Origin of the sequence: Nocardiopsis terrae (assembly GCF_014651695.1) — a bacterium.
Taxonomy (GTDB): domain Bacteria; phylum Actinomycetota; class Actinomycetes; order Streptosporangiales; family Streptosporangiaceae; genus Nocardiopsis; species Nocardiopsis terrae.
The window spans coordinates 255,720-268,237 of sequence record NZ_BMXJ01000004.1 but is presented as its reverse complement, the minus strand read 5'-3'; the positions used below and the strand labels follow the sequence as shown (position 1 = coordinate 268,237).

Below are 12,518 nucleotides of genomic sequence, written 5' to 3'. Positions count from 1 at the left end.
TCATGACCGAGACCGTCGAACACGTCGAGGGTGCCCTGAGCACCCGTACCTACCGCCAGACCATGTCGCGCTTTCCGAAGTCCTGCACGGTGATCACCACCGCGGGCGCGGACGGTCCGGTCGGCTGTACGGCTACGTCCGTCTTCTCCCTGTCCCTGCGTCCACCGAGCCTCGTCGTGTCTCTGGGGAGCACGAGCACGACACTGGTCAACGTCCTGTCCAGCGGGCGGTTCATGGTGAACATGCTCTCGAGTTCTCAGTACGAGCTCTCGACACGTTTCGCGACCGGTGATCCCTCCCGGAGGCTCGATGGGGTGCCGCATACCTGGTGGGGGGATGTGCCGGTCCTCGCGGACACGTCAGCCAGTCTGGCCTGCGATCTGGTCCAGGTCGTGTCCGCCTATGACCACACGCTCGTGGTCGGTGCCGTCCAGTGGACGCGTACGGACGAGCACACCCCTCTGGTGCTTTTGGACGGACAGGCCCACGTCGCCCGTCCGCGGCTTGCCGCCTGGAGAGACACGATCGAGGAGAGCGGGGACCAGGTATGACACCGGATTCGATCAGGGCCCACCACTTCACCGATCCCGGTGCCGAGACCCTGCACGGGTTTCTCCTGCGCCATGTGGAGCGCATTCCCGACCATCCCGCCGTCGTTGAGTACCTCGGCCCCGGAAGGCACTCGATCACCACATACCGGCAGCTCAACGAGCGAATGCAGGGCTACGCCGCACACCTCGAAGAGCTCGGTCTGGACGTGGGTGACCGCGTGATCCTGGAGGCGGACACGTCTTCGGAGAGCATCGCGATGCTGCTGGCTTGCTCCTCGCTCGGCCTGGTGTTCATCCCAGTCAGCCCCGAGGCTCCGGAGCTGCGGATCCAGATGATCGCTCAGGCCACAGAGCCACGCCTCTACCTGCGGTCCCGGACCGGTATCCGCGAGTGGACCCCGTCGTCCGGGGGCCTCGGCACGTTCGGCCCTGACGGACTCCGTCTGTCCCGGCCCCCGGAAGCGGGCAGGCGTCGTCGGCGCGCGCTGACCGGGACCGACACCGCCTACATGATCTTTACCTCTGGGAGCACAGGACAACCCAAAGGCGTGGTGATGAGCCACCAGTCCGTCGTCGCCTTCTACCGAGGCATGCTCCAGTACGGGATCGTCGACGAAACCGGTCGCGTGGCCACAACATCGCCCCTGCAGTTCGATTTCTCCCTCCTGGACATCGGCCTGGCCCTGGGCAGTGGTGCGGCAGTCGTGCCGGTTCCACGAGCATTGCTGCGGTGGCCCAGACGATTCCTGCAAGTGCTGAGCGAGACCGGTGCCACACAGGTCAACGGCGTGCCGTCCATCTGGCGTCAGGTACTGCGGCACGAGTACGACAGGTTGGCCGCGCTTACGGCTGTGCGCGGCGTACTGTTCTGCGGGGAGGAGTTCCCGGTGCCCGAACTGCGCGCTCTCCAGGAGGCGCAGCCTCAAGCCTGCATCGTCAACTGTTACGGCAGCACCGAGTCGATGGCCTGCTCCTTCACTCAGGTACCCAACCCGCTGCCCGTAGACACGAAAGTGCTGTCGATCGGTCATGCCCACCCGGGGGCGGAGATGTTCATCGTCGATGAACAGGGAATATCGCTCCAGGAACCGGGCGTCCCAGGAGAAATCCACATCCGCACGCCTGCGCTGTTCAGCGGGTACTGGGCTGACTCCGCGAGTTCACGGCGCTCTCTCGTCGTTGATCCGGAGGACCCCCGTTCAGGCAGGATCGTCCTGCGTACGGGAGACCTCGCCTATCGGGGCAGCGGGGGAGAGCTCTACTTCTGCGGCCGCGTCGACTCGCAGGTTCAGATCAGGGGGAACCGTGTCGAGCTCGGTGAGGTCGAGCGCAGGCTCTTGGAGTTCCCCGGCGTGTCGGCCGCCACGGCTCTGGTGGTGGACGATGGTTGTGGAGAGGTCGTCCTCGCGGCCTTCGTCGTCCACACGAATCCGGAAGACGGTCCCGACATGATTCAGAAGTTCTGTGCGCGAAACCTGCCTGCGTATATGGTGCCGCAGTTTGTTGAATGCGTCGAATCCCTGCCGGTCACGTCGAACGGGAAGGTTGATCGGGCGGCTCTGATCGCGCGACTGGCGCTCAAGGATCGTGTCGCAGGCTGAGCAGTGCGGCAGGTGCCATCACTGACGCCTTGAACCTTTGTGGATCCACCATGTCGCGATCCACCGCAATGCCCGGACATTTACCTGCTCAGGCGCTGTGAAAGATCAGTGGGAACGGTAAATCAGGGTTTTTGACTCAACCGTCCCAAAAGGACTCCGTGTGCTGCTCGGCGATGGCTTGTGCCGCGTTGTCCACCAGAGCTCTCACCATGTGGTTCTCACTGGCCCCGAGCCGCCATACGACTTGGGCGAATACTTTAAAGTCAGGGGTCCAGTCAACCCGGTGGAACACCTTGTCCTCGATCTCGTCCCTCACCGTGACTTCAGGGAGGAGGGCTGCACCCATGCCGTTGTACACACCTCGCTTGACCGCGTCCACGGCATACAGTTCGAACACTCTGGACTGGCGTCTGGTCGACTGGGCTCCAATCAGGCGCTTGAATTCCAGCTGATACTGTTCACGGCTGTCCACCAGGAGAAAGTCCACGTCGAACAGGTCACTCTCCGTCACCTGTGAACAGTGGGCCAGCGGGTGTTTCGGGGAGCACACCAAAGCCAGGGGTTCCGGGCACAGGATCCTGCTCTCCAGTCCAGGCCACTTCTCCGTGAAGTCCACGATGAAAGCGCAATCCAGGCGGCCGTCCCGAACATCCTCCAAGGACTCCCGGCCACGTGCTGATTTCATGGAGACTTCCATTTTTTCGAATCGCAGGTAGATGTACTCGATCAGTGAGAACAGGCGGTAGTTGAGGAGGCTGTCGACTGTGCCGACGCGGAGGTGGCCGGATGGTGCGTCCTTGTCTCCTATCGAAGTGAGAATCTGATGGCTGAGTTCGACGATCTCGCGTGCGCGTGGAAGTAGGTCGGCGCCGGTGGAGGTAAGCGTCGTCCCTGTGGTTAATCGTTCCACAAGAGGTGCGCCCAGAATCTGTTCGAGAATTTTGACTCGAGCGGTGACGGTAGGTTGGGACACTCTTAGTCTTGTGGCTGCCCTCGTGAAGCTCTTGATCTCCGCGACAGCTATGAAGGTTTCGAGAAGCTTTACATCCATGTCCAAGCCGCCAGGGCGCTGAGGTGGATACTGTTGTTCGGTGCGGTCACAATATAAGCGGCGGCACCCAATGTTCCTTATTGCTCTGTTATTCACTCATTTTTAACGCGAAAAAGAATGGAGGTAATCGCAGATCGGTCCTTGTTTTTCTGAGGTCTGTAGGAGTCTGAGCGGCCGGTTTTCGTCGTGGATCATGTGACGGTGGGCCTTGGCGATGTTGTCGAACCCGGCCGCTCGCAACAGCCCGATCGCGGTGTTGCGCAAGGTCGCCATGGTCTGAGGAGCACTGCCCGTGCGCACCTGGGAGCGGTCCTCGTCGTAGGTCGACATCACACACGTGGTGAAGCTTGTCCTCGATGCCCTGGGGCGTCCTAGCTTGGCGTTTAACCTGCTTGCTTGGCTCCGGGACGGCTTGTAGCGCCCGTTTTGTTCTTCTTCGGAACCCCGTACCGAGGCGCAGAGCTCTTGTTCGGTCTGCCCGGTGGCCGCCCTGGACCGGGCCGTGAGGGTTTCGGTGCACCCACGCACTTTGGCAGGTCCGCGTGGATGTACCGAAACCCCCGACGCACCCGCGCCGGACTCATCCGGTCCGACTCCACAACCCTGTGCCAAGGCAAACGCTCCTGAACGACCAACCCCCGGGCCAGACGCAACTGGGTGTAGACCATGATGTTGCTTCGGTTCGGTGCGGCCACCACCTGGACATTCATGCCGTGTTGCTTGTGCTTGCCGGAATAGAACGGGCGGTCGGCCGCCACGCGGTCGCAGGCGATCAAGGTGCCGTCCACGATCACGTATCCCCACCCTTTGCGGTGTGCTCGGCGTAGCCTTTGTTCGAGGGTGGGCACCTGCTCAGTGAGCAGGGCCGTGGTCTCGCGCACGTAGCGCCAGGCGGTCGTGGTGCCCACCTCGAAGCCGGCTGCGACCTGGGTGAACGTCTCACCTTTGTACAGGTGGACCAGTACGAGTAGAGCCTGCTGTGCGGGGTTCAGGCGCCGCCATCGGGAACCGGTCTTCTTACGGTGGGCGCGGATGGTGCGGCAGCCAGGTTCAGGGTTCGGCGTGACAGGGGCAGGCAGGCACGGTAGAACAGCATGTGGAGCCTCTGGTGGGGCAGGTTTTCTTGGTCGTTAACCCGTCTACCAGGGGCTTCTTGCTGTCAGGAGTGGTTCCGGGGAGCTGGTACGAGGCCGTGACCTGCATCTTCAGAATGAAAAAGGCTCAGTGTGCTGGTCCTGAAAAGCGTTTGCAGTAACGGCAGATGCAGTCGAGGATCTGGTCGGCGGTCCTGGTCCACTTGAACGGACCCGTGTGCTCGTTCCAGTGCCCGGTCCAGTCCTGGGGTGGAGCACACCGCGCTCCAGACCGCATCGCTGCACCCCGGCGAACCACCGCTCGACCTTGGTTGAGTCAGGACGCGTAGGTTGGGGTGGAGTGTTCCGTGCCGGGAGTGCCGGGAACTCAGGCGTGTGCCGGGACCGCCTTTCGTACAGGGAACGGCCCCGGAGCCAGCCACCCGGTCACCGTACGGCGTGCGGGGCCGCGGCCACGTCGACGACGCGTTCGAGGCGGGCCAGGGTCTCGGCCCGGTGGGACGCGATCAGAACCGTGCCGTGGAACTCGGCGATGACGTCGGACACCAGCCGTTCGGTGGCCGGGTCGAGGCTGGCGGTGACCTCGTCCACCAGCAGGACACGCGGTCGGCGGGCGAGGGCGCGGGCCAGGCACAGGCGTGCCCTCTGCCCGCCGGACAGCCGCACGCCCCCCTCTCCGAGTTCGTCGTCGAGACCGATCCAGGCGGCGGCTTCGACGCGTTCGAGCAGAAGGGTCAGGTCGCCGTCGGACCGTGGCCCGCAGCCGCGCAGCAGGTTGTCGCGCACGGTGCCGTGGAAGAGCATCGCGTCCTGGTCGACCAGGGCGACGGCCCCCCGCAGCGCCGCCTCGTCCAGATCGGTGACGGGGACGCCCCCGCCGTCCGCGGTGACGAGCTCCACGGTGCCCGCCGAGGGATCCCAGAGGCGGGCCGCGAGGGCGATGACGGTGCTCTTGCCCGAGCCGGAGGGGCCGACCAGCCCGACGTGCTCGCCGGGGACGAGTTCGGCGGACCAGGAACTGAGCGTGGGCTGTCGGCCCTCGTAGGAGAAGGACACGTCCCGGAACCGGAGGCCGAGCGGACCGGCGGGCAGCTGCCGTGGCGCCCGCGGGACGGCGACGACCGGGGGCCGGTTGATTCCGGCGGCGACGCGTCCGGCGCCGGAGACGAGCGGATGGAGCCGGGTGAGGGTGTCGGTGGCGTCCACGACCGCGGCGATGCCGACCAGGGCCAGGGCGACCAGCGCGGGCAGTTCCGCGGGGGGCAGCCGCACCTGGGCGCCTTCCGAGAGCACACCCGCGGCGGTGGCGCTGGTGGCGATGACGCCGATGACCACGGCGGTGAGGATGAGTTCCCGCAGGGCGGTGACCAGCTGCGACAGCAGTTCACGCCGTTGCGCGATCGCGGCGGCGCGTGCGGTGGCGGCGCTGGTCTCGGCGATGATCCGGGGGGCGAGCCCGTAGGCGAGCACCTCGCGCAGGGCGCCCAGCGCGTCCACGATGCGCTCGGACAGGTCCGAGCGCTCCCGCTGTTCCCGCTCGCCCAGCCGCCGGGCGGTCCGGGCCCAGTACAGTGCGCTGCTCGCCACGACGGCGGCGCCGAGGAGCATGACGAGCGCGGCCTCGGGCAGCAGTAGGGACGCGGTGACGAGGGAGGCGGCGAACAGGGTGAGCGAGGCGCCGAGCTGGGCGACCGTGTGGGCGTAGAAGAACTCGAGCTTCTCGATGTCGTCCATCGCGACGGCCGCCGCGCGTCCGGAGTGCTCACGGCGCCGACCGGGGACGCTGCGCGCGTAGGCGTCGAACAACGCCATCCGCAGCCGGGCCAGCACGCGGTAGGCCAGGGCATGGGAGACGTCCATCTCCCGCCAGGTCAGGAGTACCCGCAGCAGCACGAGCCCGAGGACCAGGGACCACCAGAGGGGTCCGGGCGGCGTGCGCTCCACGACGGCGTGGCCGACCGCCCAGGCCGTGAGGACGGTCAGGCCGGCCAGGCCGAGCGCGCTCATGGTGCCCAGCAGGTAGATCCAGACCATCCCCCGCCACTCGGGGCGCAGGACGGGCAGGAGTTCACGGAAGGCCCGGAACGCGGAGAGGGTGTTCAAGAAGTGCTCCCCAGGTGTTCGGAGTCGAGGCTGAGCACGTCGGGGACCCCGGTGAGGGTCTCGGTGCGGTGGCTGATCATGAGGACGACGCGGTCGCGGGCCACGCGGTGCAGGGTCCGGACCACGTCCGCGGAGCGGTCGGCGTCCAACGCGCTCGTCGGCTCGTCCACCAGCAGGACCGGGCTCCGGGCCAGCAGCGCGCGGGCCAGGGCGAGGCGTTGGCGCTGCCCGCCCGACAGGCTGGTGCCGGCTTCGGTGACCTCGGTGTCGAAGCCGCGGGGGAAGCGCTGGACCTCGTCGAGGATCCCCGCGTCCCGGCAGGCCTCGACGAGGTCCGCCTCCGCGGTGGCACCGGCGACCGCGAGGTTGTCGCGGACGGTCCCGGCGAAGAGCACCGGCCGCTGGGAGACCACGGCGATGTCGCGGGCGCGGAGCGGCCGCCCGTCGAGGTCGATGCTTCCGGTGCGCGGGGTGAGGAAACCGAGGAGGAGGTCGAAGAGGGTGGACTTTCCGGCCCCGGAGGCTCCCACGACCGCGGTGAGGGAGCCCCGCCGGGCCGTCAGGTCGAGGTCGTGGATGACGTCGCGGGGGGCGTCGGGGTAGCGGAAGCTCAGACCCCTCACCCGCAGCACGTCCGCGGGCCGGTCCTCGGCCGCCCGGTCGCTCCCGGGGCCGCCTTCGGGATCGGACACGGGATCGGACGTGGTGTGGCCGGGGGCGGCGGTGCGCCGTTCGCTGAGGGCCCCGATCCGTTCGAGGCCGGGGACCGCGGTGAGGCCGAGGAACCCTGCGTGCCAGTGCCGAGACAGCTCCCGGACGGGACGGAACGCCTCGGAGGAGAGCAGCAGGATCAGGTAGACCTCCAGTGCCGGGGCCTGCCCGGTGACCGCGTGGGTGACGGCGACCGCGGCGGCGGCGACCGCTCCCCCCTGGACGGCCGCGTCGGTGACGGAGGTCTCGCCCAGGGAGACGCGCATCACGCGTTCGGTGGCCCTGCGCAGCGCCTCCGAGCGGTGCTGCAGCCGCTCGCGGGTGCCGGACACGTCGCCGAGCGTGCGCAGGGTGGCCATGCCGCGCAGGGACTCGAGCAGGTCGGCGCTGAGCGCCTCGTAGCTGTCCCAGTGGTCGAGTCCGCGCCGGGCCATCATCCGTTTCCACGCCATGGGCCCCACCAGTGCGAACAGGACCCCGGCGGCGACGCACAACCCCGCCCACGGTGAGGTTACGAGCAGGACGACCACGACGATAGGGCAGGTGAGGAGTAGTTGCACGATCGCGGGAACGTACTTGGAGACGTAGGCGTCGATGCCGTCGACACCGTCGCCCAGGCTGGCCCGCATCGAACCGTCCCGGGCCGCCGTGTCGTGCAGCCGCTCGGGCACGAGCGCGGCCTCCATCGCGCGGCGGCGCACCGCCTGTCTGACCCGGCCGCCCAGACGTGCGGCGGCCGACGCCTGGGCCAGGGAGAGCACCAGGCGCAGCATCGCGATCCCGAGGATCATCGACAGCGCGAGGAGCACGTCCTGGGCCTGGCCGCGCAGCACCGCCGACATCGACCAGGCGATCGCCACGGCCTGCCCGACGTGGGCGAGGAAGACGAGGACCAGCAGGGCGACGCTCCGCGCCAGGTCGGCGGGGAAGCGGGCCGCCTCCCGCCACAGCGGGGGAACGATCATCATGCGGCTGACTCCTTGTCGAGGTCGTGTTCGCCGGGGAGCATCGCCAGGGCGTGGAAGGTCCAGCGGTCGCGCGAAGCGACGAGCCCCGACACCGGGCGGCAGCGCCACCGCCGGGACAGGGCGCCCGCGTAGCACAGCTCGGCCGCGGCCCGGTGGCCCCGCCACAGGGCCCGGGTGAGCTCGGCGGCGGGCGTGTCCACCGCGACGGACCACGTCTTGAGCCGGCGGGCTCCGAGGACCCACGCCTGCCCGGAGGCCTCGGCGACCTCCGCCGCCCGCGGATCGCGGGCGCGCGCCGCGGCCCCGAACTCGCCGGTCGCCGGGGAACGCCTCGCGGCCAGCGCGTCCCTGCGCTCGGGCGGCACCGACCAGGAGTCGGGCAGTTCGACCGCGGCCAGCGGGATCTCCGGCGCGAGTCCGCGCGCGAGCCACCGCCCGTGCTCCGCCGCGCGCGGGACGCCGAGCAGTTCGCGCAGCCGCGGCCCGGGGCCGAGCCGTACCGCGGCGGGGGCCGGAGCGCACAGGAACTCCACCGCGGCCAGGGCGTAGGCGGTGTCCGCGATCCACAGCGGCCAGGCCCGGTGACGGTACCGGCCGAAGCTGCGACCGGGTTGCACGCTCAGGACCAGGTGGGTGCCGGCCGCCCCGGCGCCCGCACCGGGGGCGTGCCAGCCCGCTTCCCGTTCACGGGCCTCGTCGCGTCGGTGGAGGGTGCCCTCCTCCAGGTCGAAGGCGTAGCGGCCCGGGTCCAGGGGGCCGTCCGTACCGACGACCAGGTGGGTGTGCACGGGGTAGGTCGCGCCCGCGGAGGGCACCGGACGCCTGCGGACACGGGTCACCGTCCCGTCGGCCAGGCGGTGGTGTCCCGCGCCGCGCCACAGGCCGTCGAACAGGGCGCGTTCGCGGACCGGCACCGCCACCGGGTCGGCTCCGGCCCGTTGCCAGGGGTTGGCGCGCGGCCCGGGCGGGCGGGGAGGTCCCGGCGCCTCGGCCGAGAAGGCGCGTGCGAGTGCGGGCGGCAGGCGCGAGGGGTCCGCCGTACCGCGCTTCGCGCCGTGCGCCGAGGGGGCCGGGGGAAAGGGGAGGGGCATGGGCGCGGCCTCACATGTGCGGGGGCGGGACGAGGGTGAGGCTCTCGGGGCTCCCGTCCCAGGAGGTGCGCCACCCCCGTTCGAGGGCCGCGTGCTCGAAACGGGGCATGCCCAGGTAGGCGAAGGCCGCCGGGGCGTTCGGGACGAGCCCCGTGACGAAGCTCCGCACCACCCGCAGCGAGGTGCGGCGGACATCGCTCGTCGTCAGGTCGCGGGTGAGGACGCGGTGTCCGCGCTCCGCCAGCCGTTGGTGGACCTCGTCCATCGACACGGCCGCGACCTCGGTGATCGGCCGGGTTCCCAGGGCGGGTGCCGTGAAGCGCCGGGCCTCGCCGTGGACCCGGGGGTCGAGCCAGACCTGGACGTGCGCGCCCAGGTCGACGACGTGCTCGCACTGGGCGCCCGCGGCGTCGAGGTAGCCGGCGTCGGCGCGGAAGTCGAGGTAGAGGCCGCGGGCCATCAGGCCCTGTTCGACGGCGCGGAAGACCCACCCGTCGGCGGTGGTGCAGCCCTGGGTGTAGACCCAGGTGTGCACGGCTTCGAGGACGGCCTTGCGGGCGGCCCGCACGGGGTCGAGCGCGGCGGAGAACCCCGCGGCGTACAGGCCGCGTTCCCGGTCGTGCACGAGTGCGGCCACGGCGGGGGCGAACTCCGAGGGCATGAGTGCCAGGGACACGTCCAGGGAGCTGCCGCGCAGGTCGTCGGCGAGTCCGGGGACGCTGGCGGGGTCGATCCCGAAGGTGGGGCCGTCCAGGTGCCACCACAGTTCGAGGGCGTCGCGTTCGATGATCTCCAGGACCCCCCGGTCCCTCGCGTCGTCGGTCCCCTGCCCGGTGGCGATCCCGGCGTAGTTCAGGTGGTGCACGCGCGGCAGGTGGCGAAAGCGCGACTGCCGCCAGTTGAGGTGGACCAGTGAGGAGGGCATCCAGACCTCGGCGCCGTCGTGCTCCTCGCAGCGCGCCCAGAGGGTGGGGGTGTCCTCGGCGAGGGGCTGGTAGGGGAACCCGGCGCGGGAGTACTGCCACGGGGCGAACCGGGGCAGCTCGTCCAGGTCGATCGGGCGGCGGCCCGCGGTCAGCAGTTCCGCACGGGATCCGACGCGCAGTTCGTCGCGGGGGAGGTCGGCGGGGAGCCAGTTCCCGCAGTAGCGCTCGATCCCTTCGGCGATCGCGGCGATCCTGGCCTGCTCGACGTCGTCGAACGACGTGCCCAACGAGACGCGGTCGGCCGGCCACTCGCCGAGCTGCCGGGCGTCGGCGACGGCCGCGGTCAGTCCCAGGTAGGAGGCGGGGGCGCCGGCGGGGTGCGCCACGGCCCGCACGGAGCGGATGATCCCGCATTCGGGGTCGACCAGCGCGTCCACCGGCAGGGGGCGGTCGGTCCCGGCTATGGCGGTTTCGGTCGCGGCGGTTCCGGCGGCCCCCGGGTGGGGCCGCCCGGTTGTGGTGGGGGTCAAGGTGAGGTCCTTTCGTGGCGCCAGGTCTCTGACGCGGAATCGAGGGTCGACCGGGTGCGGGGCGCGGACGTGAGGATCCCGGTCCACTCCGCCGGGGAACCGGGCAGCCCTTGGGCCGCCAGCCACGGGTCGATGACGTGGGTCAGTCCGCCCGCGGCCGAGATGCGGGCCCGCAGGGCCCGGTCGGTGACCCCGCCGGCCAACCGGTGCCCCCAGGGGCCGCTGGCGAAGTGGCTCGGGGCGCTCCACCCGCGCGCGAGCCGCCGGGCGTCCTCGTGGAAGAAGTCGTCGTCGCCGCTGACCACCAGCAGCGGTACGCCGACGCGGCCGTAGCGTGCCGCCGTGTCCACCCGGTCCGCGCTCCACAGCCGTCGCCAGCCGGTCAGCGCCGACGGTGACCAGCCCCAGTTCCCGGCGGCCTCGACCACGCCCCGGCTCCGCGCCTGCGCGACGCGCCGGTCGAGCTCGGCCGGGGACAGCGGGGGCCGGGAGCGCCGGTGGCGTCCGTGTTCGTGCCACCATCCGATCCGGTGCAGGATCTGCGGTGAGCCTCCGGGGTCCCACGCGGTCTCGGCCAGTCCGAGGGCGGGGACGAGGGCGATGATCGCCGCGACCGGGCAAGCGCCGTCGCGGGTCGCGGCCCGAGCCGCCTCGAGCGCGGTGTGGGCGGCGTACGAGGCGCCGAAGAGGACCAGCGGCAGGCCCTCGTACTCGTCGAGCAGGTGGGCGAGCGTGTCGCCGCCGTCGTCCTCCTCGTGCGTGTAGGGGGACCAGGCCCCCGCCGACCCGTACCGTCCGCGCACGTCCTGGACGAGGCAGTGGTAGCCGCGGGCGTTCCATGAGCGTGCCGTCGACACGTGCCGTCCGGCGTCGTAGGGGGTACGGACCACCACGACGCCCTCGGGGTTCGCGCATTCCCACAGCCGCCCGCGCAGGACCGTGCCGTCGCGGCCCCGGCAGAGGTGTTCGCGTCCGGGTTCCACCGTCATGTCCGCCGACGCGCCCCTCGGTCGACGGAGGAGGGCGGGTCATAGGCCAGGACCGGGTGTTCGCTGATCGTGCCGGTGGCGGCGACCAGCTTCCACAGCGTGCCGCGGTAGCCCCCCAACGCCTCCGACCCCTGCGCCCAGGCGAGGGCCAGGGTGAGCAGTCGGCCCGTCATCAGCACCTGTGCGGCGGCCGAGGGGGGCGCGGCGGCCGCGGCCGCGTGTCGCCAGGTGTCGAGTTCACGGGGGACGAAGCTCGCCGCCAGGCGCCGCCGGTACACCTGTTCGGCTCCGGGGTCGTCCCCGTCGAGGCAGATCGGATCGACGAAGCAGTTCTCGCCCTCGCGGTAGGCGCGCAGCCAGGCGACGCCCCGGCCCGGAAGCGCGTCGAGCCGGTCCCACCCGGTGCGTTCGGCGGGGGAGTCCGCGTACGCGACCACCAGTCCCCACGGCCAGGCGTCCTCCCCCCGGTGACCGGCCGCGCCGCTGCCCCGGTGTTCGTCGCCGGTCGTCCCGTCCACCGAGGCGAGCAGGGCCTCGCCGTCGGTGTGGCGGGTGACGGCCGCGCCCCAGCCGGTCAGGGCCTCGGCCACCGCGTCGAGGGGCGGGCCCCCGCCGACCAGGGCGACCCGGCGCTGCGGGGACGGCCAACGGCGCTGTGCGTCCTCCTCCTCGAGCGAGGACATCTTCACCCGGAGCGTCTCGGCGTACGCGGAGGCCTCCCCGTCGCCGCCCGAAACGCCGCCCAGGGCGTCCAGGAGGCCGGGCGGAGGGGACACGAGACGGAGGAAGCGCCCCGAGGAGGTGCGTACGACGCCGGCACCCCCGCTGTCGACGATGACGTGCGCGCCGGTCCCCGGCACGCGGGCGATGGATGGTTCTGGGGGCATGGCCGACCTCTCGAAC

Annotated in this window: 10 protein-coding genes and 1 pseudogene; 2 read left to right on the top strand and 9 right to left on the bottom strand. The window is 70.5% G+C overall.

Annotated features, from left to right (window positions below; genetic code table 11):
• Positions 1-2 precede the first annotated feature (2 nt).
• Positions 3-551 (top strand): flavin reductase family protein, encoded by a 549-nt coding sequence (locus IE195_RS12640; protein ID WP_191270966.1) that lies wholly within the window; start codon positions 3-5, stop codon positions 549-551.
• Positions 548-2,152: an AMP-binding protein gene (locus IE195_RS12635; protein ID WP_191270963.1), complete on the top strand. Its 1,605-nt coding sequence runs from the start codon at positions 548-550 to the stop codon at positions 2,150-2,152. The genes IE195_RS12640 and IE195_RS12635 overlap by 4 nt, the downstream gene beginning before the upstream one ends.
• Before the next feature lie 136 nt (positions 2,153-2,288).
• Here IE195_RS12635 and IE195_RS12630 read toward each other — a convergent pair whose 3' ends face one another.
• The 9 genes and pseudogenes from IE195_RS12630 to IE195_RS12590 form a co-directional block, all read right to left on the bottom strand.
• Positions 2,289-3,203, bottom strand: a complete 915-nt coding sequence (locus tag IE195_RS12630; protein ID WP_225943080.1) for a LysR family transcriptional regulator — start codon at positions 3,201-3,203, stop codon at positions 2,289-2,291.
• 102 nt (positions 3,204-3,305) lie between these two features.
• Entirely contained in the window at positions 3,306-3,533 is a 228-nt protein-coding gene (locus tag IE195_RS12625) for a hypothetical protein (protein WP_191270959.1), read from the bottom strand.
• Positions 3,534-3,865: 332 nt separating this feature from the next.
• Positions 3,866-4,299 (bottom strand): annotated as a pseudogene (locus IE195_RS12620) (transposase family protein); the annotation flags it as partial.
• 424 nt (positions 4,300-4,723) lie between these two features.
• The gene (locus IE195_RS12615; RefSeq protein ID WP_191270956.1) at positions 4,724-6,400 is read right to left on the bottom strand and encodes an ABC transporter ATP-binding protein; all 1,677 of its coding nucleotides are present in this window, start codon (positions 6,398-6,400) and stop codon (positions 4,724-4,726) included.
• Complete coding sequence (locus IE195_RS12610; RefSeq protein WP_191270954.1) at positions 6,397-8,079, bottom strand: ATP-binding cassette domain-containing protein; 1,683 nt, start codon at positions 8,077-8,079, stop codon at positions 6,397-6,399. Before IE195_RS12610 ends, IE195_RS12615 begins: the two co-directional genes overlap by 4 nt.
• Positions 8,076-9,170, bottom strand: coding sequence for a nitroreductase family protein (locus IE195_RS12605; protein ID WP_191270952.1), 1,095 nt, complete (start codon positions 9,168-9,170; stop codon positions 8,076-8,078). The genes IE195_RS12610 and IE195_RS12605 overlap by 4 nt, the downstream gene beginning before the upstream one ends.
• Positions 9,171-9,180: 10 nt before the next feature.
• Complete coding sequence (locus IE195_RS12600; RefSeq protein WP_191270950.1) at positions 9,181-10,626, bottom strand: YcaO-like family protein; 1,446 nt, start codon at positions 10,624-10,626, stop codon at positions 9,181-9,183.
• The gene (locus IE195_RS12595) at positions 10,623-11,615 is read right to left on the bottom strand and encodes a CocE/NonD family hydrolase (protein WP_191270949.1); all 993 of its coding nucleotides are present in this window, start codon (positions 11,613-11,615) and stop codon (positions 10,623-10,625) included. The genes IE195_RS12600 and IE195_RS12595 overlap by 4 nt, the downstream gene beginning before the upstream one ends.
• The gene (locus IE195_RS12590; protein ID WP_191270948.1) at positions 11,612-12,502 is read right to left on the bottom strand and encodes a hypothetical protein; all 891 of its coding nucleotides are present in this window, start codon (positions 12,500-12,502) and stop codon (positions 11,612-11,614) included. Before IE195_RS12590 ends, IE195_RS12595 begins: the two co-directional genes overlap by 4 nt.
• Between the last annotated feature and the right edge of the window lie 16 nt (positions 12,503-12,518).

Bases quoted from the DNA above. Each gene is read 5' to 3' on its own strand.
- IE195_RS12635 (WP_191270963.1), top strand. From the start codon at position 548: ATGACACCGGATTCGATCAGGGCCCACCACTTCACCGATCCCGGTGCC.
- IE195_RS12640 (WP_191270966.1), top strand. From the start codon at position 3: ATGACCGAGACCGTCGAACACGTCGAGGGTGCCCTGAGCACCCGTACC.
- IE195_RS12590 (WP_191270948.1), bottom strand. From the start codon at position 12,502: ATGCCCCCAGAACCATCCATCGCCCGCGTGCCGGGGACCGGCGCGCAC.
- IE195_RS12605 (WP_191270952.1), bottom strand. From the start codon at position 9,170: ATGCCCCTCCCCTTTCCCCCGGCCCCCTCGGCGCACGGCGCGAAGCGC.
- IE195_RS12625 (WP_191270959.1), bottom strand. From the start codon at position 3,533: ATGTCGACCTACGACGAGGACCGCTCCCAGGTGCGCACGGGCAGTGCT.
- IE195_RS12610 (WP_191270954.1), bottom strand. From the start codon at position 8,079: ATGATGATCGTTCCCCCGCTGTGGCGGGAGGCGGCCCGCTTCCCCGCC.
- IE195_RS12630 (WP_225943080.1), bottom strand. From the start codon at position 3,203: ATGGATGTAAAGCTTCTCGAAACCTTCATAGCTGTCGCGGAGATCAAG.
- IE195_RS12595 (WP_191270949.1), bottom strand. From the start codon at position 11,615: ATGACGGTGGAACCCGGACGCGAACACCTCTGCCGGGGCCGCGACGGC.